Origin of the sequence: Thermodesulfobacterium sp. (assembly GCF_030445475.1) — a bacterium.
In the GTDB taxonomy this organism is placed as follows: Bacteria; Desulfobacterota; Thermodesulfobacteria; order Thermodesulfobacteriales; family Thermodesulfobacteriaceae; genus Thermodesulfobacterium; species Thermodesulfobacterium commune.
This window is the reverse complement of sequence record NZ_JASUTP010000002.1, coordinates 1-21,662: the sequence shown is the minus strand read 5'-3', so window position 1 is coordinate 21,662 and position 21,662 is coordinate 1. Positions and strand designations below refer to the sequence as shown.

The 21,662-nt window shown below is 36.6% G+C and carries 23 protein-coding genes and 1 pseudogene; 10 read left to right on the top strand and 14 right to left on the bottom strand.

Annotation, left to right across the window (positions count from 1 at the left end; translation table 11 throughout):
* Position 1: 1 nt before the first annotated feature.
* Complete coding sequence (locus tag PWP26_RS01525; protein WP_301398842.1) at positions 2–634, top strand: molybdenum cofactor guanylyltransferase; 633 nt, start codon at positions 2–4, stop codon at positions 632–634.
* Positions 616–1,779, top strand: a complete 1,164-nt coding sequence (locus PWP26_RS01520; protein ID WP_022855416.1) for an HD domain-containing phosphohydrolase — start codon at positions 616–618, stop codon at positions 1,777–1,779. The genes PWP26_RS01525 and PWP26_RS01520 overlap by 19 nt, the downstream gene beginning before the upstream one ends.
* Here PWP26_RS01520 and PWP26_RS01515 read toward each other — a convergent pair.
* Entirely contained in the window at positions 1,776–2,501 is a 726-nt protein-coding gene (locus PWP26_RS01515; RefSeq protein WP_287568135.1) for a DUF72 domain-containing protein, read from the bottom strand. The genes PWP26_RS01520 and PWP26_RS01515 overlap by 4 nt on opposite strands.
* 104 nt (positions 2,502–2,605) lie before the next feature.
* Here PWP26_RS01515 and PWP26_RS01510 point away from each other — a divergent pair, with 104 nt between their 5' ends.
* From PWP26_RS01510 to PWP26_RS01485, 6 genes are all read left to right on the top strand, one after another.
* A complete protein-coding gene (locus PWP26_RS01510; RefSeq protein WP_038060131.1) occupies positions 2,606–2,893 on the top strand; it encodes a hypothetical protein in 288 nt (95 codons plus the stop codon).
* Positions 2,893–3,513 carry a hypothetical protein gene (locus PWP26_RS01505; protein WP_287568137.1) on the top strand — a complete coding sequence of 207 codons (621 nt, stop codon included), beginning with the start codon at positions 2,893–2,895 and terminating at the stop codon, positions 3,511–3,513. The genes PWP26_RS01510 and PWP26_RS01505 overlap by 1 nt, the downstream gene beginning before the upstream one ends.
* Entirely contained in the window at positions 3,495–4,322 is an 828-nt protein-coding gene (locus PWP26_RS01500) for a 1,4-dihydroxy-6-naphthoate synthase (RefSeq protein ID WP_301398841.1), read from the top strand. Before PWP26_RS01505 ends, PWP26_RS01500 begins: the two co-directional genes overlap by 19 nt.
* Positions 4,323–5,012 (top strand): MotA/TolQ/ExbB proton channel family protein, encoded by a 690-nt coding sequence (locus PWP26_RS01495; protein ID WP_301398840.1) that lies wholly within the window; start codon positions 4,323–4,325, stop codon positions 5,010–5,012. It abuts the gene before it with no gap.
* A gap of 67 nt (positions 5,013–5,079) precedes the next feature.
* Positions 5,080–5,403: a thioredoxin gene (trxA, locus tag PWP26_RS01490; protein WP_273019028.1), complete on the top strand. Its 324-nt coding sequence runs from the start codon at positions 5,080–5,082 to the stop codon at positions 5,401–5,403.
* 5 nt (positions 5,404–5,408) lie between these two features.
* Positions 5,409–6,191 (top strand): outer membrane protein assembly factor BamD, encoded by a 783-nt coding sequence (locus PWP26_RS01485; protein WP_273025847.1) that lies wholly within the window; start codon positions 5,409–5,411, stop codon positions 6,189–6,191.
* A 31-nt stretch (positions 6,192–6,222) separates the two neighbouring features.
* Here PWP26_RS01485 and PWP26_RS01480 read toward each other — a convergent pair whose 3' ends face one another.
* Both PWP26_RS01480 and secA read right to left on the bottom strand, forming a co-directional pair.
* On the bottom strand, positions 6,223–6,465 hold the full coding sequence (locus PWP26_RS01480; RefSeq protein ID WP_022855408.1) for a hypothetical protein: 243 nt from the start codon (positions 6,463–6,465) through the stop codon (positions 6,223–6,225).
* A complete protein-coding gene (secA, locus tag PWP26_RS01475; protein ID WP_301398839.1) occupies positions 6,452–9,208 on the bottom strand; it encodes a preprotein translocase subunit SecA in 2,757 nt (918 codons plus the stop codon). Before secA ends, PWP26_RS01480 begins: the two co-directional genes overlap by 14 nt.
* 141 nt (positions 9,209–9,349) lie before the next feature.
* Between secA and truD the strand changes: the two genes are divergently transcribed.
* Both truD and waaF read left to right on the top strand, forming a co-directional pair.
* The gene (gene truD, locus PWP26_RS01470; protein ID WP_301398838.1) at positions 9,350–10,522 is read left to right on the top strand and encodes a tRNA pseudouridine(13) synthase TruD; all 1,173 of its coding nucleotides are present in this window, start codon (positions 9,350–9,352) and stop codon (positions 10,520–10,522) included.
* Entirely contained in the window at positions 10,503–11,468 is a 966-nt protein-coding gene (gene waaF / locus PWP26_RS01465) for a lipopolysaccharide heptosyltransferase II (protein ID WP_301398837.1), read from the top strand. Before truD ends, waaF begins: the two co-directional genes overlap by 20 nt.
* A 36-nt stretch (positions 11,469–11,504) precedes the next feature.
* Here the strand turns inward: waaF and PWP26_RS01460 are convergent, their stop codons facing one another.
* The 11 genes and pseudogenes from PWP26_RS01460 to PWP26_RS01405 form a co-directional block, all read right to left on the bottom strand.
* On the bottom strand, positions 11,505–12,575 hold the full coding sequence (locus PWP26_RS01460) for a glycosyltransferase (protein WP_301398836.1): 1,071 nt from the start codon (positions 12,573–12,575) through the stop codon (positions 11,505–11,507).
* Between the two features lie 46 nt (positions 12,576–12,621).
* Positions 12,622–12,822 carry a hypothetical protein gene (locus PWP26_RS01455; protein ID WP_301398835.1) on the bottom strand — a complete coding sequence of 67 codons (201 nt, stop codon included), beginning with the start codon at positions 12,820–12,822 and terminating at the stop codon, positions 12,622–12,624.
* Between the two features lie 59 nt (positions 12,823–12,881).
* Positions 12,882–13,655 carry a YveK family protein gene (locus PWP26_RS01450; RefSeq protein ID WP_301398834.1) on the bottom strand — a complete coding sequence of 258 codons (774 nt, stop codon included), beginning with the start codon at positions 13,653–13,655 and terminating at the stop codon, positions 12,882–12,884.
* A 26-nt stretch (positions 13,656–13,681) separates the two neighbouring features.
* Positions 13,682–14,302 (bottom strand): glycosyltransferase, encoded by a 621-nt coding sequence (locus tag PWP26_RS01445; RefSeq protein WP_301398833.1) that lies wholly within the window; start codon positions 14,300–14,302, stop codon positions 13,682–13,684.
* A gap of 30 nt (positions 14,303–14,332) precedes the next feature.
* Positions 14,333–14,791, bottom strand: coding sequence for a glycosyltransferase (locus tag PWP26_RS01440; RefSeq protein ID WP_301398832.1), 459 nt, complete (start codon positions 14,789–14,791; stop codon positions 14,333–14,335).
* Positions 14,788–15,885, bottom strand: a complete 1,098-nt coding sequence (locus PWP26_RS01435; protein WP_301398831.1) for a glycosyltransferase family 1 protein — start codon at positions 15,883–15,885, stop codon at positions 14,788–14,790. Before PWP26_RS01435 ends, PWP26_RS01440 begins: the two co-directional genes overlap by 4 nt.
* Positions 15,882–17,057 (bottom strand): hypothetical protein, encoded by a 1,176-nt coding sequence (locus tag PWP26_RS01430; RefSeq protein ID WP_301398830.1) that lies wholly within the window; start codon positions 17,055–17,057, stop codon positions 15,882–15,884. The genes PWP26_RS01435 and PWP26_RS01430 overlap by 4 nt, the downstream gene beginning before the upstream one ends.
* 1 nt (position 17,058) lies before the next feature.
* Positions 17,059–18,159, bottom strand: coding sequence for a glycosyltransferase family 2 protein (locus PWP26_RS01425; protein WP_301398829.1), 1,101 nt, complete (start codon positions 18,157–18,159; stop codon positions 17,059–17,061).
* 271 nt (positions 18,160–18,430) lie between these two features.
* Positions 18,431–19,463 (bottom strand): annotated as a pseudogene (gene gmd, locus PWP26_RS08185) (GDP-mannose 4,6-dehydratase).
* Positions 19,464–19,480: 17 nt separating this feature from the next.
* Entirely contained in the window at positions 19,481–20,677 is a 1,197-nt protein-coding gene (locus PWP26_RS01410) for a glycosyltransferase family 4 protein (protein WP_301398826.1), read from the bottom strand.
* A 5-nt stretch (positions 20,678–20,682) separates the two neighbouring features.
* Complete coding sequence (locus PWP26_RS01405) at positions 20,683–21,309, bottom strand: class I SAM-dependent methyltransferase (protein WP_301398865.1); 627 nt, start codon at positions 21,307–21,309, stop codon at positions 20,683–20,685.
* Between the last annotated feature and the right edge of the window lie 353 nt (positions 21,310–21,662).

Sequence of the window (21,662 nt, the reverse complement as noted above, 5' to 3'; positions counted from 1 at the left end):
GATGAAAGTAATTGTATTAACCGGAGGAAAAGGAGAAAGGATAGGAGGAGATAAACCTCTAAAAACCTTTTTAGGGAAACCTTTAGCCTACTGGGTGTTTAACATCGCTAAAAAGATTAGTCTGCCTGTATATTTTTCAGTAAAAAACACAGACCAAGCCCAAAAAATAGCAGAGGTTTTACAAAGGCTAAACGTTCCTCTACAAACGATCGATTTTATCTTAGATAAACATCCTGAGCTCGAAGGGCCTATTTCTGGGATATGGTCTGGGGTTTCGGAGTTTAAAGATGAGGCTGTCCTTTTCTTAGCGATAGACCAACCTCTGGTAGAGCCTGAGTTTCTTAACTGGTTAATCTCCCTCTCAGAGGTTTTTTGTCATGGTTTTGTCATCCTTTCTAAGGGAGAAGAAAAAATTAAACCTTTCCCAGGTATTTATCCTGGGTGGCTAAACGAAGAGATAGAAATTTTTATAAAAATTTCTCCCAAGTATAGCCTTTTTAGGCTTTTCAATTATCTTATAGATAAAGGAAGGGTTTTGACCTTAGAGGACTCTTATATAAACCCCAGGAACTTCTTAAACCTGAACACTTTGGAAGATATTAAGGAAGCGGAGAAATGTTTTTACCTGAGATAGAGGACCCCAAAAACACCAAAGTTTTTCTGGTAGACGATGACGACCAGATAAGAGCTTCTCTTTCTGAGGTTTTAAGTTTAGAGGGATTTCAGGTTTTTTCTGCTAAGACTGGGCAGGAATTTTTGGCTAAACTTGAAGAGGTAGACCCAGACATTGCCCTTATAGATTACCTGCTCCCAGGAGGGTTAGATGGCCTTTCTCTTTGCAAAATCATCAAAAACGACTATAAAACCTTTGACATAGGGGTAATCATCATCACAGGAGTAAACGACTTAGAGACCAAGATGAGGTGCCTTGCCGCAGGGGCAGACGACCTCTTAACCAAACCGGTATTTATCCCAGAACTTTTTGTAAGGATTAAAACCTTAAGCAAAAACAAAAAATACCGGGAATTTCTTAAAAACTACCAGCACAACCTCGAAAAGGAAGTCATACAAAAAACTAGAGAACTACAAAAAATCTATTTAGGCCTAAGCGAAGCCCATGAAGAGATAAGAAGGCTTTCGTTAGAACTCATCCAAAGACTTGCCAGGGCAGCTGAATACAGAGACGAACATACCGGGGCTCATATCCACCGGATAAGCTTTTACTGTACAAAAATCGCAGAGGCCTTAAACCTTTCTAAGGACCAGATAGAAATCCTTCAGTATGCCTCTCCCCTCCATGATATAGGGAAATTAGGTATCCCAGATAAAATCTTACTCAAACCTGGACCTCTTACTCAAAAAGAATGGGAGATAATGAAACTCCATACGGTAATTGGAGCCCAGATCTTAGAAGGTTCTAACTTAAAATACCTGAAGGCTGCACAGAAAATTGCCCTTTACCATCACGAAAGATGGGACGGCAGAGGGTATCCCTTTGGTTTAAAAGGTAAAAAAATTCCCCTTTTTGCAAGGATCGTTGCCATCGCGGATGTATTTGATGCCCTTACCTCCAAAAGACCTTACCGAAAAGCTTTACCTTATGATGTAGCCTTTCAGGTGATCAAAAACGAAAAGGGAACACGATTTGATCCAGAACTGGTAGATATCTTCCTTAAAATCAAGCCAGAACTTGTAGAAATCAAAGTCCTGTTTCAAGATGAAGAAATACCTCATCTTTTTAAACTTTACAAAAAACTTGAAGAAGAGGAAGAATCTTAAATCGATGACAAAAACCTTTTGAAGGTTAAAGCGTCTGAAACCGCATGTCCTAAAGCTGTGTTGTCAAAGTAAGCCCAAATCTCTTTTACTTCAAACTTCTTTAAATTTTCAGCCAAACCCTGGAACTCCTCCTCTTCATACTTAGAAACATAAAGCTGCTTTCTTCCATGTAGCCTCAGATACAAAAAATCAGCGGTTTGCACCTCATACCACGAAGGATACCTATCCCCACAGTCAGAAAAACAAAGGCACACCCCTTTTGTCTTAAGTAACTCTATAAATACTTCGTTATGAAAGGACTGGTTTCTTATTTCGATAACTATCTGATAATCTAAAGGTAGCACCTCTAAAAAACTTTCTATCAAATCCTTATCAAACCTTAAAGAAGGAGGAAGCTGAAACAAAAGAACTTTAGCCTTTTCCTTTAAGGCACTTACCCTTTTCAAAAACTCTGTTAGGTCTTCGGAGATGTCTTTTAACCGTTTTACATGGGTAATAACCTTGGGAGCTTTCACTGAAAAGACAAAATCAGCAGGGGTTTCTTGATACCATTTTTCTAAGGTTTTAACAGAAGGAAGCCTGTAAAACGTTGCGTTAATCTCTACGGTGTTAAAATGATTAGCATAGACAGAAAGCCAATCCTTAGGTTTTGATTCTAAAGGATATAAAATTCCTTTGAAAGAATAATAGCTCCAACCTGAAGTCCCTACGTAGCATTTCATTCTATAGGTCTTAATTTTATATTGCCTCTTTGATTGATAGTTTTTGTTTTTAAAGGTAAAATGTTTTTTGAATTTTACAATCAACCAGCAACAGACATCGCAGGATGAAAAAAAGTTTTAAAAGTCTTAAAGATTTAAAGCTTTTTACCAAAAAACTATTCAAAGAACGGTTTAAAGGATTGCCTGAAGGGGTTAAAATAGAGGTAGAGGCTTTAGAAATAAACCCGCCTCAGGTGAGGATTTTTCTTCCCTTTTATTCTGAGGGGAATCTTATCAGATGCAATGAAGTGGATTTTTTTGTGGAGGAGCTGATGGACTTAGGGATAAAGGCTGAGGTGGTTTATCTTGACGACAGCCTTGAGTTAGAAGGACTTGAGTTAAAGGGGCTGTGATGAAAGAACCCTTTTTTCTTGTACCTTCAGAGTTTGAAGCTTCAGCCCTTTCGGGTTTAGACGTAAAATATGGCTTAACAGGTATAGGGTTGGTTGAAGCTTCTCTTACCTCTATACTTCTTTTTCAAAAACAACCCAACCAGAGGTTTGTGCTTATCGGATGGGCAGGAGGTTATCCTGATACCGGATTAAAGGAAGGAGACATAGTCATTGCCTCAAAAGAGGTGTGGGTTGACTTTGGAAGGTGCTATAAAGACCGTTATGAAGGCCTACCAGATAAACTAAAAGTAAAAAGAGAGATAGAGTTTAACCCGGTTTTGACCGAAAGGGCAGAAAACTTGCTTAAAGCTAAAGGATTTAGGCCTGTGGTTGGTCCTATGGCTACGGTTTGTGCTACCTCTTATGACCCTGAAAGAAGCCTTTTTTTTAGAAAAGAGTTTAACGTGGTTGCTGAAAACATGGAAGGCTTTGGGGTAGCTAAGGCTGCAGAAACATTTAAGGTTGACCTCTTAGAGATTAGGGTGATAAGCAATCTCTTAGAAAGTCCTGAGAAACCCTGGGATTTTCAGTTTGCTTCTAAAGTTTTAAGAGAGGTGGTTTTATGCCTGAAAAAGCTTTAGAGATAGCCCTTTCTCCCTGCCCAAACGATGTTTTTATCTTGTCTGGGCTTATCTTAAAAAAGGTAGACCCTGGTATAAACTTAGCTTTCCGGTTTGAAGACATAGAAACCCTTAATCAGTTAGGGTTAGCTGGAGAAATCTCTGTTATCAAGACCTCTTTTGCCATCTGGGATAAACTCTATCAAAGGTATGACCTTATGCCTGTAGGGGCAGCCTTGGGTTTTGGGGTTGGGCCTTTGGTTGTGGGGTTAAAACCTTATGATTTGGAAGATTTCCCTGAGCTTACTGTGGCTATACCAGGGGAGCATACCACCGCTCATCTGCTTTTTCGTTTTTTTTATCAGGGAGAAATAAAAAAAGAGTTTATTCGGTATGACCAGGTTATCCCTTATCTGTTAGAAAACAAAACCGAGCTTGGGGTTTTGATACACGAAGGCAGGTTTGTTTATCAAAGATACGGTCTTTACAAGATATGCGACCTTGGAGATTACTGGGAAAAACAAACTGAAGCTCCGGTGCCTTTGGGAGGTTTTTTTATCAAAAAAGACCTTCCTTTTGAGGTAAAACAAACACTTGTCAATGCCTTTAGAGAAAGCCTTCTTTGGGCTCAAAAAAACTGGGAAGAAGTTTTACCCTTATTAAAGTTTTACGCCCAGGAACTTGACGAAAAGGTCATAAAACTTCATGTAGAAACCTATGTAACTGAACACAGCTTTGATTTCAAAGAAAACTCTTTAAAAGGGTTGACGTATTTAAAAAACTTCTTAAAAATAGAAAAAGACATCAACAAATTAATCTGGAGAGGTTAAATGGAATTCTGGAAGCTTTTTTGGCAAACAGGATACGTTGGTAAGGCTGTACTTTTGGTACTGGTCTTTTTTAGCGTCCAGAGCTGGTATTATATCCTTGCCAACTACTTCAGGTATAGAGCTTTTATCAACGAACTTTCAGACTTTAACAGAAACCTCGAAAACACCAGAGACTTTGTTAGCTTGATCAAAATGGTCAAATCCTTAGACCAGAGCCTGATTTCAAAGAGTATAAAAAGGTTGGTAGCAAGCTTTGGAGAAATCTATGATTATTATTTTCGCAACAATCAACCTAAAATCTCTGATGAGAAGTTAAAAATCACCTTTGCTGAAAAAGAGCTTGAAGATTTAATTTTATTAGAAAAGGAACGGATGCTTTTAAACCTAAGGTATGGTTTAGGTTTTCTTGCAACTACTGGCAATGTGGCTCCCTTTATAGGACTTTTTGGGACAGTATGGGGCATCATGAAGGCTTTTCATGACATCGGATTAAAAGGAAGTGCAAGCTTAGCTACCGTTGCTCCTGGCATTGCAGAGGCTCTTATCAACACCGCCATGGGACTTTTCTGTGCTATCCCGGCTGTGATGGCTTATAACTACTTTTTGTTAAAAAACGAAAGGGTCAACAAGGAACTGGAGGTTGTACTAAAAAAGTTTTTCTTGGGATTAAAAAGAGGATTTTTGAGTTGAGGGTTCTTGCAGTTTTAGGTTTTTGAGGTAGTGTATTTATTTACTAAAATACTAAAAGGAGGGTAACATGGGGGCACCAAAGGTAACTGATGAGACTTTTGAAACCGAGGTTCTTAAATCTCCTATTCCTGTGCTGGTAGATTTTTGGGCTGCCTGGTGTGGTCCTTGCAGGGTTATTGCACCCATCATAGACGAGTTGGCCGAAGAGTTCGAAGGTAAAGTTAAGGTAATGAAATTAAACGTGGACGAAAACCCAGTTACTCCAGGAAAATATGGTATAAGAGCCATCCCTACCCTTATCATCTTTAAAAATGGGGAGCCTGTAGAGGTAATCGTAGGTGCGGTTTCTAAAAACACCATAGTAAACGCCTTAAACAAGGCGTTAGCTTAAATGATATGGATAAAAAAAACAATCTAACCATTATCCTTTGCTGGTTTTTAGTTTTTGGACTGCTTTTTGGTCTTTATGGTTGTGGAACTATCTCTAAGATTGGCTCACAGCTTACCTCAAGGTTAGAAAAAGAAGTTTCTAAGAAAGCAGATAAAGAAGAGGAAGAAGACTTAGCTACCCTTTTAAGAGAGGCTGAAAGGTTTTTTAACAGAGGAAGTTATGATCTTGCCTATGAGTACTATAAAAAAATAAGCGATATGTATCCTGGGAGTCCTCAGGCCATCCTGGCTGAGCTCAGGATGGCTGACTCCAAGTTCTGGGCAGGTGAATATTTAGAGGCTCTCTCTCTTTATGAATCTTTTGAAAAATTTTATCCTAACAACGAGGCCATTCCCTATGTGATTTTCCAAATAGGAACATGCTACTATAAGCTTAAGCTAAGTTATGACCGCGATCAATCTTATGCCAAAAAGGCGATAGAGACCTATGAAAGATTACTGCAAAACTATCCCAAGAGCCCTTACAGGGCTGAGGCTGCTAAAAGGATTAAGGAACTCCGAGAACAGTTAGCTACCCATGAATTTTATGTAGCGCAGTTCTACTACAAATTAGGATACTATCGTGCAGCTTACAACCGTGTGCTTTATATCCTGAACAACTTTTCTGGGACCAACATCTATCAACAAGCCCAAAAGGTAGCTTCTCTTTATTATCAAAAGGCTCTGCTTGAAACCAAAGAACTTGCTGAAGGGACTAAAAAAGACTTCTGGGGGGATAGATTCCCTTAAGATTTTTTAAATAAAATAAATCCTATTTCGTTTATTCGGGAAATTTAAAATCAATTTCTTTAGGTGGTTTTTCTTCTGTGTTAGGTTCTTCTCCTATAGAAATTCCTTCCTGGATAGAGGGCTTTTCTTCAAAGTCATCAATCGATAAGAAAGGCTCGTTAGCAGGGCGAGGGAAGTGGCCCAAAACTTCAAGGATAAGGGTCATACTGTTCCCGCATCGTAAACACTGGGTATACTCCTCAGAAAACACATAACCACACTTAGGACATTTCATCTTTAACCCCCTCTTCTAAGTTTCTACCACAGCATTTTTTATACTTCTTACCACTCCCGCAGGGGCAAGGATCATTTCTTCCGACCTTGTGCACCTTAACCGGCTGAGGTTTTTCAGAGGTCTCTTTTTCTTCAAACACGTCTTCTCTTTTATATTCTAACTTCTGAGTATCTACTTCTTCCTCTAACTCAAGGACCTCCTCTATCTCTTTTGCCTCTTTTATCTCCACCCTGAAAAGATAGGAAAGGGTGGTTTCTCTTATCTTTCTCATAAGTTCTACAAAAAGATGAAAGGCCTCTTTTTTATATTCCTGAAGCGGGTTTTTCTGCCCATACCCTCTTAAGCCTACGCTATCTCTGAGATGGTCAAGCATGAGTAAATGTTCTCTCCAAAGGGTATCGATGGTGTTTAGTAAGAAATACTTCTCGATAGCCCGCATGTTATCAGGACCTATGACCTTTTCTTTATTTTCGTAAACCTCTAACAGGGTGTTCTTTAAAAACTCTAAAACTTTGTCCTTTGAGTGTTTACCTTCAGCAAAGGCTACGTTAAAGGCAAAAATCTCTTTTATTCTTTCTACCAGACCTTGCAAATCTTCCTGGGTAAGTTCCTTCCTTTCTAAAAATGTGTCTTCTACAAGCTCCTGCAAAGTTTCTTCTATCATAGATACTATCCAGCCTTTTACCGAATCACTTTTCAAAACCTCTTTTCTCTGAGCATAGATGGTCTCTCTTTGCTGGTTCATCACGTCATCATACTCAAGGAGATGCTTTCTTATCTCAAAGTGATAGGCTTCTACCTTTTTCTGAGCTTGTTCTATAGCCCTTGACAACCAGGGATGCTCTAAAGCCTCACCCTCAGGAAGGCCTATTTTTTCCATAAGGCCTTTTAGTTTATCTGACCCAAAAAGCCTTAAAAGGTCATCTTCAAGCGATAAGAAAAATCTGGATGCCCCTGGGTCACCCTGTCTTCCTGCCCTACCTCTTAACTGGTTGTCAACCCTTCTTGATTCATGCCTTTCTGTACCTATAATATAAAGTCCACCAAGTGCTCTTACCTTTTCTGCGTCTCTCTGGCACTCAAGATATTTTTCATAAAGCACCTTAGCCCAGTAATCCTTATACTTTTCTGTTGGATCTAAGCCCTGTTTTGCCATGGCCAGAACTTCGTTCCAGGCCCTTTCGTCTATCTCAGAAAGGTCATAGCCTTCAGCCTCAAGCTGAGCCTTAGCAAGCCCTTCAGGATTACCACCTAAAAGGATGTCTACCCCTCTACCAGCCATGTTGGTTGCGATGGTAACTGCATAGGATCTTCCTGCCTGAGCGATGATAGCTGCCTCTTTTTCATGATGTTTGGCATTAAGCACCTGATGAGGAATCTTCCTTTTCTTTAACATCTTAGATAAAAGCTCGCTTTTCTCTATGCTGGTAGTACCAACAAGCACCGGTCTTCCTTGCTTGTAGGCGTTTTCTATCTCTTCTACTACCTTTTCAAACTTTTCCTTCTGCGTCCTGAAAACCACATCTGGATAGTCAATCCTTATCATCGGTTTGTTGGTAGGGATAACCACCACGTCAAGGTTGTAGATCTGTTTAAACTCTGCCGCTTCGGTTTCAGCCGTTCCGGTCATTCCTGCAAGTTTTTCATACATCCTGAAATAGTTTTGGATGGTAATCATCGCCAAAGTCTGGTTTTCTGCCTCTATCCTTACCCGCTCTTTTGCCTCTATAGCCTGATGAAGCCCATCACTCCATCTTCTTCCTGGCATGAGCCTTCCTGTAAACTCATCCACGATGATGATCTTTCCATCCTTCACCACATAGTCTACGTCTCTTTTAAACAGATGATGAGCCCTTAAGGCCTGATGGATATGATGGACTAACCTAACATAACGAGGGTTGTAAAGGTTCTTTATACCCAAAAGTTTTTCACATTCAGCAATCCCTTCTTCAGTTAGGGTAGCATTTTTGGTCTTTTCATCTACCGTAAAATGTATGTCCTTTTTCAGCTTTCTTACGATTTCGTCTACAAAATAATAGATATCGGTAGATTCTTCAGAAGGTCCTGAGATGATAAGAGGGGTTCTTGCCTCGTCTATAAGGATTGAGTCTACCTCGTCTATGATGGCATAATGATGACCTCTTTGCACCATATCGTCTAAAGAATACTTCATGTTGTCTCTCAGGTAGTCAAAACCAAACTCGCTGTTAGTTCCATAGGTAATGTCGCACTGATAGGCTTTTTTCCGTTCTTCATCATCCATCTGGTTCTGTAAATATCCTACAGTTAAACCTAAAAATCTATAAACCGGACCCATCCACTCAGCGTCTCTTTTAGCAAGATAGTCGTTTACAGTAACGATGTGAACGCCTTTTCCTGTTAAGGCATTAAGATATGCAGGAAGGGTGGCAACCAGGGTTTTTCCTTCTCCTGTTTTCATCTCAGCAATTTTACCCTGATGTAAAACCACACCTCCGATAAGCTGCACATCAAAGTGTCTCATCCCTAAAACCCTTCTTGCAGCCTCTCTCACCACCGCAAAGGCCTCAGGCAAAAGGTCGTCTAAACTTGCCCCGTTTTCTAATCTCTGTTTAAACTCTATGGTTTTTTGAGAAAGTGCCTCGTCAGAAAGTTTTCTGATTTCAGGTTCTAAGCTGTTTATCTTTTCAACGATAGGCCTTATCTTCTTTAACTCTCTTTCGTTTTTTGTCCCAACAATCTTGGACAAAAGCTTGATAATCATCGGCTTATCTTTCCTCCCTGCAAATTTATGTTCGTGTATAAGTATCGTGTTTTAAATTTAATACCTTTTAAGCATAAAACAACCACCTTACTAAACCCGCACTTATATGCTATATTGAAGAAAGTTATCTCGAGAGAAGCCATGATAAAAATAAAAGAAAACATCGAAGATTTTATCGTATCAGAGGTTGCAGAAATCTTCCCAGAGGGGAAAGGGGAATATTCTTTATACTTGCTAAAAAAATACAACGTTTCTACCTGGGATGCCTTGGGGAAAATAGCCAAGCTCATCAGAATTCCGATGGATTCTATAGGGTTTGGAGGGCTAAAGGATAAAAAAGCCATAGCCCAGCAGTTTATAACCATCAAAAACGGTCCCAAAAAAGACATAAAAACCAGGGAATTTGAACTGACTTATTTAGGCCAAACCAACAAACCCATGTCCAAAAACCTTCTCTTAGGGAATCGCTTTGAGATAAGGGTAAAAAACTTCCCGATTGACCCTAAGAGATTAGACCAAGAAGTTAAACTTATCCAGACCTATGGGATAGCCAACTATTTTGACGAACAGAGATTTGGTTCAGTCAAAACCTCTAAGGAGTTTGCGGCAAAAGAGATCATCAAAGGAAACTACGAAAAGGCACTTTATCTTATGCTTGCTGAGGCAAGCCCCTCAGAGATAGAAAAAACAAGAAAACTCAGAGATTGTCTAAAAAAACACTGGGGGGATTTTAAAAGATGTGTAGAGTTTGCCCATCTATCCTGGGAGAAAAACTTGCTTAAATTTTTGTCAGAGCATAAACCCTCTAAACGAACCTTTAAGAGGGCTTTAAACCTGGTAGACCGGGAATACCTGTTTTTCTTAGGTAATGCCTACCAGAGTTATATCTGGAACGAGATATTAAAAGAGATACTGCAAGAGTTAGGCCTAAACCACTTTAAGGCTCCCTATCTGTTAGGAGAATTTTTCTTTTACCGTGAGGTTAATGAGGATCAATGGAAAATTCTCAAAAACTTAAAGCTTCCTCTTCCCTCACCTAAACTGCGTCTTGAGTTAAACAACTCACCTTTTGACCTCAGAAGATTTTATGACAAGGTCTGTCAAAAGGAAGGATTTACAGACCTAACGCAACTAAGAAGTTTTATCAAAGGTATGGTTTTTAAAACCTATCCCAGACCAGCAGTTATCTTTCCAGAAAACTTAGTCTGGGAAAAACTAAACGACCAAGAGATCAAACTTATCTTCTTTTTAGAAAAAGGTTCTTATGCAACCCTGGTGGTGAAGAGGCTTTTTTATGGTTGTGCGCATTCCTAACTGGTTAGGCGATGCCTTGATGGCAACCCCTGTTTACTACAACCTCAGTCAAAAGACCAAAATCTATCTTTTTGGTCCACAACCTCTTGTAAACCTTTTTAAGTTTTTCCCAAACGTAGGCCTTCTACCTTATGAAAAAGGTAACACCTCGCAAAACCTTGAAACTCTAAAACCCTTTAAAAACGAAACAGGGCTTCTTTTAACCAACTCTTTTTCCTCAGCCTGGTTGTTTTTTAGGGCAGGGCTTAAAGAAAGATGGGGTTATGCCAAGGACTTAAGAAGTTTTTTACTAACTAAGGCCATAAAACCACCTAAACAAAAGTTCCATCAAAGGGACTACTATCTATACCTTTTAAAAACCTTGGGTCTTCCTTGTGAGTATAAAGACCTTGTCTTACCTCTGGGAGAAGAGGCTATCGAAAAAGCAAAAACCCTCTTAAAACCTACAGGAGAAAATCCCTTTGTGATCCTTGCACCTGGTGCAGCCTATGGGCAAGCCAAGATGTGGCCTAAGGAATATTATAAGAGTCTTGCCTCAAGGCTGGTTAAACAAGGGTTTGTTGTGGTAATTGCAGGTGGAGAAAAAGAAAAAGAGGTAGGTGAGTTTATCAAGAAAGATTTGCAAGGAGTATACAACCTTTGTGGCAAAACTGACTTAATAGCAGTTGCAGGCATGTTTGTGTTAGCTAAAGCGGTGGTTTCTAACGACTCAGGGCTTATGCACCTTGCTGCAGCCTTAAGGATACCTCAAGTTGCCATCTTTGGCTCAACAGATCCCCAAAAAACAGGGCCTCTAAACCCAAAGGCTATCGTATTACACCATAAAATGCCTTGCAGTCCCTGTTTTAAAAGAACCTGCCCGTATAACCACTATGAGTGTTTAAGATCTATCTCAGTAGATGAGGTGCTTAAAGCCTTAGATAAAGTTTTTGGCATAAAAAATTAGTTTTGAATACAAGTTTTGATTACGCGGTTTTTTGGTTTACTTAGAGCGGTTTTTAAACAAAGGTTGAAACTTAAACTTGACGATTCGAAAGTACACCCAAAGGTATAGAAAAACAAAAAACAGAAAAAACAAAATAAGAACCAGGGTATGTTTCCAGAAAAAGATGGCTGGTAGATAGCAAATAAAGTGGATAATCCAGATAAGAGGGGCTGTTTGGGCGTTTTTAAGTAATCTTTCGGATTCATCTCCTAAAAAGATTTGGGTTACCCTTTTATAAATCAACATATGAAAATGAAGAGGATCTGGCTGAAAAGGAGAAGAACCTCTTAGAAATTTTTTTCTATATGCAGAAAAAAGGGTTTCCCAGACAGGGTAGGCACAGAGAAGGAAAGGAAACCATGGGGAGACATCAGGATATCGATCAACCATAAGGACAGCAAGCAAGGCATTAGCAAACCCAAGAAGATAAGCCCCGCAATCCCCAAGAAAAATCAACCCAAAAGGATAGTTCCAGAGAAAAAACCCTAAGGTGGCTGCAAAAAAGCCTAAGCTAAGGTAGAGGAGAAAGAAATCGTTGTGTAGAAAAGAGACATAGGCATAAGCCAAGAAGTTCAAAAGTGCAACCCCTGATGCAAGTCCGTTAAAACCATCTATGATGTTAAATCCATGAGCTACCCCTGCCACAGCAAAAACGGTAAAGGCATAGCTTACAAAAGCTATTTTTAAAAGCTCGTCAAAAAAAGGAAGGTCAACCCTTGGCACAGAGGTAGATAACAAGACAACAAGCAAGGCCCCAGAAATAAAACCGGCAAAAAGCCTAACCTTAGGAGAGACCTTTTTAGTCAAGTCTTCAAGTAAACCTGCGAAAACCACAGGAAAGGCACATATCAGGACTTTTAAGTAGTCTAAGGTAAAATCTTTGTTACCATAAAAAAAGGCAAAACCTAAGGAGACGAGGCTCAAATAAATGGCAACCCCACCAACCCTTGGCACAGGCCGACAGTGAAACTTCTGAACCCCACAGGTCGAATCAACCCCAACACAAACTCTTATAAAAATCAGACTAAGCAAAAAACTTACAAAAAAAGAAAAAATAAGATAAGGCATGGGTAAATTTTAGCTAAAAATCAAAATAAATCAATCTTTGTTTCATCTAATCTTTCCAGTGCGTTATTTCTATCTCAGGTGTTTTACATATTTTACCATTACTCATCGCAGAAACTCGTGGTATTTTGGCAGGACAGACAATCCTGAGGTATTCCTGAGTTTGTACCCTTTGGCTAAGCTTATTAAGCTTATAATAGATAGGAAGAAGATGTTTATTGATAACCTGAGTCACCGGATAAAGCCTCATCCAAGACCTTCAGCAAGAATAACTGAGTTTATATTTCACCTTCCTTGAATCTTTAATAATTAATTATTTCCCTTAGCTCTCGTTCTCTTTGCGTTATCCCACCATTCAAGAATGAAAGCTAAAAACATCCCAACAAAAAGTGAACTAACTGCGGAAACAGCTATTATTAATCTCCTTTTAGGTTTTACTGGCTGGTCAAAATATGTAGGCTTTTCAATTACATTTAAAACAAAAAAGTTGTATTCCCTGTTTTTATCTGGATTTTTAATAAACGTAGTTTTATAGTTTTCTGAAACTCTTTTTAACTCCCTGTCCAGCTCCTCCACCGCAGCCGATACAATATCTTTTGCAATTTTTTTATCCTGATGAATAGCTGTAATCATAATAGACTGAGTCTTTGGGTCAACCTTTGATTGTAATATTTTTTCTAAATCTTCTTCATCTATGTTATCAAGTCCTATTTTTTTTAGACTGCCATAGGAGCTCTCTAAAATTTTTAAAACATTTTTTTTAAATTCTATACTATTTAGTATAGAAAGAGCTAAATTATTTGCGTTTGGCGGTGAGTTTGGTAGACTAAGAAAAACATTTTTAGGCTCCGTTGACTGAACTGTTTGCAAACTCTGTATCAAAGCTGGTGTTAAAAACGAATCTACCCAAACAGTAGCCCTCGCCTGGTATATATTGGGCATTAAAAACACTGCAATCGTTGCAATTACAACCGAAGCAAAAACAACAGCTCCTATCAATTTAGCTCTTTTCTTTAAAACAAGTAAAAGCTCATAAAGATCAATTTCATCTTTACAGGTCTCTTTAACAACTTTTTCTTCCACTTTTAATACCTCCTTCTGTACTATGATTATATGAGAATATCTTTATAAAGATTTATTATTTTGTCTCCTATAGCCTCAATTTTAAATTCATTAAATCTTTTTTTAGCATTTTGTGATAATATTTTATATAAATCTTCATCTGAAAGAATTTTATTAATAGCTTCTGCCAAGGCTTTTGGATTCCTTGGTTCTACAACAAATCCAGTAAAGTTATCTATGTTTACAAAATTCATCCCAGAGCCTTCAACATTTGTTGTAACAAGTGGTTTGCCAAAGTAAAGAGCTTCTACTAAAACAAGCCCAAAAGCTTCATTCCTTGAAATAGATGGCAGGCAGAAAACATCACATTTTGATAAGAAGCTATTTATATTCTTAACTTTACCAGTTAAAATAACTTTATCATTTAAATTTTCTCTCTTAATCATTTCTTCTATTTTACCAAATAACGGTCCAGTACCTACTATTACTAAAATTGTATTTTCTTTAAAATATTTTGCAGACTCTACAAGATATTCAAAACCTTTATATTCTACAAACCTTCCAATAGATAAAACTACTTTTTTCCCATTTAATTTATCTTTTATATTTTCGTACTTTAAATCATTATCTTTTGTATTTAATCTTTCAATATTTAATCCTAATGGCACTACTACGGCTTTTTCCTTAAAATTTTTTAATTATTTTGATGTTTCTAAATATTGTGGAGATGTACAAATTATTTTATCTGCTCTTTTAAGAAAAGCTTGTTGGATAGGTTTATAAAATTGGTAAGTTATTTTTTGCTTTACAATATCAGAATGCCAGTGTACGATAACTTTTTTGTTTTTTGGAACAAACAAAGAAAGCAATTCTGCTAATGGATTAGGAGAATGAACATGAATTATATCATAAACATTTATAATTTCTCTAAATTTTCTTACATAATCAATAGAAATAGGAGCTGAATTTAGTTTTATATTCATTTTACAAGAAAAGTAGTCAAATCCTTTATAAGAATTTTTTTTTGTTTCACTACCAAAACATAACAAATCAGCTTTTACGCCTTTTGAATTTAAGTATTCAAGTAAATCATATGAAAATAATTCAATTCCACCTTCATTTGATGGGCAAAGTTTACCTAAATGTAATATCTTCATCTAATAACCTCTTTAAAAAGGTTTATGTATTGCTGGATTATTTTATCTTTATCAAAAATTTTTAATCTTTTTTCTCCTATTTCAAGAAGTTTCCTCTTTTTAGAATCATTTAATAGAGCATTTTTTATTTCCTTTGCAATATTGTCAGGGTCATAAGGGTCAAAACAAGCTATTTCTTCACCTAAAATCTCTTTTAAAATTGGTATGTTTGAAGCAATAACAGGGCAACCACAAGCAATTGCTTCCAAAGGTGGTAAACCAAAACCTTCATAAAGAGACGGAAATACAAATAATTCCGCATATTTATACAAATTTATTAAAGTTTCATCATCGGGTTTGATAATTTCTATTACATAATCTTTCAAGTTTAGTTTATCTACTAATAAATTGATCTCATCCTTTTGATTAATATTTTTATCTTTTGCGCCAGCTATGACCAGTTTAACACCTATTTCTTCTTTTATTTTATCAAAAGCCAATACTAAATTTTTTAAATTTTTATGCCTTTTCCTATTTCCTACAAATAAAATGTAAGATTCTTTAATTACTCTTTTTGATTCTTTTTTATTCAAAAATTTGTCATCTATGTATTCATAAATTATATCAATTTTCTTCTCAGTCTCTGGAAAATACTTTACTAAGTCATTTCTCGTTACCCGAGAAATTGCTATAATTTTTTGTGAGTGTTTTATAGCTCTATATAAATAAAATTTAAATATCTGTTTTTTTAATAAACTTCTATCCCAATATTCAGTCAAAGGTATTAAGTCATGAATTGTTACTATTGTATTCTTAGGTATATATAAAGGCAAATTTATATGCGGATAAAAAAATAAATCAATTTTTTTTTCTAAAGATTTCAGTAATCTTGAATGTTCAAAAAATCCTTTTATAGAGAATTTTTCGTAATCTACAAATATTGGCGTAATGTTTGGAATATCTACAAATTCTTTTTCAAAATCATCCTTTAACCTTTTGGGTACACTTGTAATTATACTTACTCCTCTCTTAGCCAACTCTTTTGTGATAGATTCATAATACCTACCTATTCCTGATCCTTTGTAAAAGAGACCGTTGATGTATAAACTCGTCAATTTGTCCTCCTTGTAGCTAAAAAATAAATACTAAAATAAATTCCATTAAACCAAATAGAATTAATAGCATATCCAAAAGAAATAACAATTAAAACAAGCAGTAATAATTTTAATCTATAATCTCCATAGAAGTAAGATTTTATAAAAGTGAACAGCCAAAATATAGCTCCTAATATTCCACCATAGAAAAATATATTTGTTAATGTTGACTCAGGGTTTAACCCATCTTCAAACTTAAATCCAGGTACACTGTAAAGCCATTCAACATAATGATTAAAAAAAACTCCAACTCCTGTATAACCATATCCGAAAATGATTCCTATTAAATCTTGATAAAAATAGTAGAATAAGGAGGATAAGTATTTCAAATGTCTTATATTACCTTGAGAATATGCATCGTTATATTCAAATACTAAGCCTATATACAGAAAACCTATAAATACTAAAGCAGGGAGTATATGTAAGACTTTCAAACTGTAGTACTTTATAAACAACTTTACAAGAAAATAAAATATCATAGCTATTATTGAAGTTTTAGAAACTGATAGTAGTATAGCGACTATGAATAAGAATTTAAATATTTTTCTTAATTTTTCATTAAAAAAATAAAAATTATCTAAAATAACATAAGCTATTACTATACCTGTAATGCTCAAACCAGGATCCCAAGATAAACCAGTAGCTCTGTAAGCAATCAAATCAAGTAAAGGAATATAAGTAAAATTTTCTATTGTATGTTCACTAGCCTTTCCTAATAAATAAGTAGGTAAAAAACTTAATAATGGTTTTTGATTTATAAAATAAAATTGATATGCATCAATGAGAGAAAATAGAGCCGTAACAACAGCACTCAAAATAAATCCTTTTATAAAGATAATTAATTGATCTAATTTATATGAAATAAAAATAGTGAAAAATACTATTAAAAATATAAACGTAGTAATTGCTCCACTAATATTGTCGCTATATATACTACCAATTAGCGTAGCAGAGGAGTATAAAATAGTAATGGACAATATTAATAAATCATCATTACTAAATTTTACAGGTTTTTTTAATAAAACTATAATCCCAAAATAAATAGATAACAATAGAAAAAAGTGTCCTAATATGAATTTACCAATTGATGGTAATACAAATAAAGAGGTTAATCCAAACAAAAATAACGACAATTTATAAAATAGCATCCTTTAGAGCCTTAAACATTGATTTTAAAATAGATTTATCTTTAAATAACCATTTAATTGTTATTAATGGTAATCTTGCAAAATAAAACATCGTTGATGATATCCTATAAATTGATTTCAATTTTTTGAGTCTGAATAATAGACTATTTTTATAATACCAATACGCTGAAAACTCAGAAACTTCTTCGCCAGAACTTGAACCTACTTTATGATATATCTTAGAACTACTGACATGGTAAAGTTTATACCCATTTTTCCAAACTCTATAAGAATAATCTAGATCTTCTACATACATAAAATATGACTCATCAAGTAAGCCAATATTTTTTATTATTTTGTTTGGAATTAAAACATAGCAAAATGTGATAAAATTTACCTCATGAATAGGTTTTTCTGGTATATTGATTTTTCCCATATTTATATGGATAGTTCTTCCAAGCCATTGGTTAAAATTACCTCCATCGTACCATATTTTACTTGGATTGGTGTAGTAATATATTCTTCCTCCATAGATTGCATTATCTCCAAATTGATTTTTTGTCTCTACTAACTTCTTGATTGAATCTTTCTCAATAACAGTATCATTGTTTAATAAAATTATGCTATCAAAATCATCTTTAGCTAATGCATATCGTATTGCAATATTATTACCACCAGCAAAACCTAAGTTGGCACCAGATTGGATAAAAACAAGTGGATATTTTGTTGTTATACCTTCTGGTATATCATTAGATAGTATTTCTTCTAAATGTTTATTTCCACCTTTTTCTGCTTCTTCTTTTGTATAAAAGACGTAAGGTATAGGTTTACCAACTGGTGGGAAAGATAAATATCTTAGCTGATTGTCTGGCCTAACCCATACATCAATCTTCCCTTCTGCCCATGCTTTTATATACTCCATGGAGTTATTGGGAGAATTATTATCAACTACAATTATTTGATATTCAGGATAATCGTTCCTTAACACACTTTCTAAACACTCAATCGTGTCTTGCCAGCCATTATAATTGAGAACAATGATTGCCACTTTAGAAGACCAAGCTTTAAGCTCTTGATAATTCTTCTGGGCCATGTTTTTAGATTCCATCGCCTTCTTGTCTTCTAAAAGCTTCGTTGGTTAATTGCCTCTAAAATTATTATATATCATTGCCACCAGCACAATTTCTTCACCTACATCTTTGATCATGCACAGTCCATGTTCTACAACTTGAAACACTACCTCCTTAAGCCTCAGCAAAAGCCTCTGTCTTTGGAGCGTACTGCCAAGAAGGAGGCCGTTTCGACGCTATATTCTGACTCCCGCCAGCCGCTCCAGCCCAGGACGATGATCGCCACCTTGGGCCAAGCCTCTAAATCCATCATTGTATTCTCCTACGTTCCCTCTCCAAATCCTTTTCTACCATGATTCTCACTAGTTCATCAAACGACGTTTTGGGTTGCTAGCCCAGTTTGGCTTTCGCCTTAGAATAATCACCCAATAATGTGTTCACCTCAGCTGGTTGGAAGAACTCTGGGCTGACTTCAACAAGTATTTTCCCTGAGCGCTTGTCAATACCTCTTTCGTTTACGCCTTTACCTTCCCATTCTATCTCGATTCCTATAAGCTCAAAGGCCTTTTCCACAAACTCACGTACGGAATGATTCTCTCTCTCCTGTCGCGATAACATAGTCATCAGGTTCATCCTGCTGCATCATTAGGTAGATAGCCTCAACTTACTCGGGAGCATAGCCCCAGTCACGCTTGACATCCAGATTTCCTAAGACCAAACTTGTCTTGCAGGCCTAGCTTAATTTTAGCAACTCCATTGGAGATCTTCCGTGTAACAAATTCCATACCTTGCAGAGGCGATTCATGATTGAATAAGATGCCCGAAACAGCAAAGATATTATAGGCCTCGCGGTAATTTACGGTTATCCAATGGGCAAATAGCTTGGATACCCCGTAAGGGCTCCTTGGATAGAAAGGCGTATCTTCATTCTGACGGTCAGTTAGCGCCTTGCCAAACATCTCGCTAGAGGACGCTTGATAGAATTTAGTTTTCAGAGTAATAGTCCTATGCTCTCCAGAAGCCTTAAAGCTCCAATGGCGTTGATCTCGGCCATCAGAATAGGCTGCTCAAATGATACGGCAACAAAGCTCTGAGCAGCCAGATTGTAGACTTCGTCTGGTTTTATGGACTTAATCACTCGCATGACATTGGTGAGTTCTAATAGATCCATGTAGACAAGCTTGATCTTGTCCAAGATGCCCAATTCCTCAAGCCGCCAGGACATGATGCCTGTAGTTCGGCGATAAGCCCCGTAAACCTCATAGCCCTTTTCAAGTAATAACTTTGCAAGATATACCCTATCCTGCCCTGTAATCCCAGTGATCAGTGCTTTCTTAGTCATTTTTGTTTCCTCCTTATTTATTTGTATAAGTCTATAGCACGCTTCAAATGCCAAGCTAATCTCTTACTAGCGTGTTCCAAGCTCCAAAAATCCTGGACCATTTCTATACTCTTTTGGCTCATGTTTGCCCTTTTTTTATCGTCTAATAGAAGCTCTGTGATAGCTTCGGCAAACATAGCTTCATCCCTTTCCGTTAATATTCCTGTTTCACCATGAACCACGCTTTCTCTAACTCCGCCCTCTTTCACAGCAACCACAGGTGTCCCACAAGCCATAGCCTCCAGTGGCACTAAACCGAAGGGTTCAAGATAGGGAGCATATACACATAGTTTAGCTTGGTTATACAGCTTTACTAACTCTGAATCATCAATAAGATTTTTTATTTCTAACTTAACTCCTCTTTGGACTGCGAGATTTTCAAGATAGTCTCTCCAAGATTTCCATTCCATATTTCCAACAATCACTAGTTGTGGTCGTATTCTTTCTTCGATTAAACCAATAGCTTTTATGATAAAGTCAAAACCTTTTGCTGGGGAGATCGATCCTACTGATATAACATATGGTTCACGGCTCAAATTAAGAGGTCGAAATATTTCTGTATCTACTCCCAGGTAGGAGACAAATGAATTCATTCCATAAGCTCTGAGAATCGCTTCCCTTGAAAAGTAAGAATTGGTAAGGATCATCTTGGCAAAAGAAGCATTTTCCTTATCAATCTGAGTTAATCTAAGTGTAGCATACTTTTTCCATATCTTCTTTAACACACTAGAAGGAATTTTATTTTCTGTTATTTTGGTTAGTATAACTTCGTTTAATCTTACAGGTTGCGGACAATAATAAACATGAGGTTTTTCAAGATATTTAAGGATAAATGGCGACATTGTATACTGATCCTGTTCGACGAAAACCACGTCATATTTTCCATTATTAATAATAGCTGCGAGCTTTTTTTGGGCTTCCTCAAGATCAGCCAAGGAAATTCTAATAGGTGGGATATAGAATAATGATGACTTTAAGAAACCCTTAAATGTTCTAAAGACAGGCATAATCACAATATTCTGTGTAAGCTGCTTTAGTGGAAGGAATGTTTCATCAGCAGTAGAGGGAATAAACACATCTACATTACAGCCCATCTTGATTAAATATTTTATCAAGCCATATAAAGCTCTTTTAGCTCCAGCAGAAGGTAAATTATGAAAAACAGCTACTTTCATGTTTTCTACCTTTTCTTTGCCACAGCTATTAAATTTTCTGTAAAAGCTTGAGGTGGAATGCCAAGAAACTTCCCCAAAAACCAAAGGCCAGCCCACCGAATAGACCGCTTAAGTTCCGTTATCAGGTCTAACTTGTTTTTCTTCATCAAGGGCATCACCTCATAACTTAACTTGACAACCTCAAAATTCGTGGCACTTAGGCATTGTTGTAAAGCATCCGGGGTAAAAGGTGTTTGATGTGTGAAATCATGATAAAAATAGCGTCCCCACATAGGATTGTCCGCATTAATAACTCTCACAAAAATAAATCCACCGCAATGTAAGGCATTATTGACAAGGTCTAACAATTCAATGACTTTATCTTTTTCAAGATGTTCCAGGAAATCAATTATTGTTACCACATCGTAACTGTTTTTATTTTTTCTTTTTAGGAATTCAAAGGCATCTGAGAGGTAGAATTGAACCTTATCAGCAAAATCAAACCCGTGCTCATTAAGTTTGCTTTTAGCAACTTGAATTTGCTCTTCTGAGATATCAACAGCGTGAATTTGTGTAAAACCTTTCTTTAGAAGATAATGTTCCATATATCCAACACCACAGGCTATATCAAGTATTAAGCTATTTTTAGGAATAGAGTCAAAGAAGTTACCAAAGTTTAGTTCAATTCTCTTTAAAACTCATTCCCATTCTTCAGATGTTTTTGGTATAAATCGCTCATAGTGCGTTGAATAATATTGAGTTATCAAATTCCTGCTCATTTATTTCCCCTGCAATTTTTTATGTTAGGTTTTGTTTAATGCACTTTGTGTTATAGAGTAAAAGCATGAGATACCTCAAAAAAAAGAGGGACAAGGACTCCATGTGCCTTAGGCTTAAAAGCCTCAAAAGGAGTCTGTCCCCCTGTCCCTCAACTCCCAATAAGTTGGTTAGGCTTCCTAAGCCTCTGCCACATGGGAGGATGGAGCGAGGGACTTTTACTATACCA

Bases quoted from the DNA above. Each gene is read 5' to 3' on its own strand.
- PWP26_RS01505 (WP_287568137.1), top strand. From the start codon at position 2,893: ATGAAAGAACCCTTTTTTCTTGTACCTTCAGAGTTTGAAGCTTCAGCC.
- PWP26_RS01515 (WP_287568135.1), bottom strand. From the start codon at position 2,501: ATGAAATGCTACGTAGGGACTTCAGGTTGGAGCTATTATTCTTTCAAA.
- PWP26_RS01510 (WP_038060131.1), top strand. From the start codon at position 2,606: ATGAAAAAAAGTTTTAAAAGTCTTAAAGATTTAAAGCTTTTTACCAAA.
- PWP26_RS01520 (WP_022855416.1), top strand. From the start codon at position 616: ATGTTTTTACCTGAGATAGAGGACCCCAAAAACACCAAAGTTTTTCTG.
- PWP26_RS01480 (WP_022855408.1), bottom strand. From the start codon at position 6,465: ATGAAATGTCCTAAGTGTGGTTATGTGTTTTCTGAGGAGTATACCCAG.
- PWP26_RS01410 (WP_301398826.1), bottom strand. From the start codon at position 20,677: ATGAAAGTAGCTGTTTTTCATAATTTACCTTCTGCTGGAGCTAAAAGA.
- PWP26_RS01455 (WP_301398835.1), bottom strand. From the start codon at position 12,822: ATGAGGCTTTATCCGGTGACTCAGGTTATCAATAAACATCTTCTTCCT.
- PWP26_RS01425 (WP_301398829.1), bottom strand. From the start codon at position 18,159: ATGGAATCTAAAAACATGGCCCAGAAGAATTATCAAGAGCTTAAAGCT.
- truD (WP_301398838.1), top strand. From the start codon at position 9,350: ATGATAAAAATAAAAGAAAACATCGAAGATTTTATCGTATCAGAGGTT.
- PWP26_RS01440 (WP_301398832.1), bottom strand. From the start codon at position 14,791: ATGAAGATATTACATTTAGGTAAACTTTGCCCATCAAATGAAGGTGGA.
- PWP26_RS01485 (WP_273025847.1), top strand. From the start codon at position 5,409: ATGGATAAAAAAAACAATCTAACCATTATCCTTTGCTGGTTTTTAGTT.
- waaF (WP_301398837.1), top strand. From the start codon at position 10,503: ATGGTTGTGCGCATTCCTAACTGGTTAGGCGATGCCTTGATGGCAACC.
- PWP26_RS01495 (WP_301398840.1), top strand. From the start codon at position 4,323: ATGGAATTCTGGAAGCTTTTTTGGCAAACAGGATACGTTGGTAAGGCT.
- secA (WP_301398839.1), bottom strand. From the start codon at position 9,208: ATGATTATCAAGCTTTTGTCCAAGATTGTTGGGACAAAAAACGAAAGA.
- PWP26_RS01500 (WP_301398841.1), top strand. From the start codon at position 3,495: ATGCCTGAAAAAGCTTTAGAGATAGCCCTTTCTCCCTGCCCAAACGAT.
- PWP26_RS01460 (WP_301398836.1), bottom strand. From the start codon at position 12,575: ATGCCTTATCTTATTTTTTCTTTTTTTGTAAGTTTTTTGCTTAGTCTG.
- PWP26_RS01525 (WP_301398842.1), top strand. From the start codon at position 2: ATGAAAGTAATTGTATTAACCGGAGGAAAAGGAGAAAGGATAGGAGGA.
- trxA (WP_273019028.1), top strand. From the start codon at position 5,080: ATGGGGGCACCAAAGGTAACTGATGAGACTTTTGAAACCGAGGTTCTT.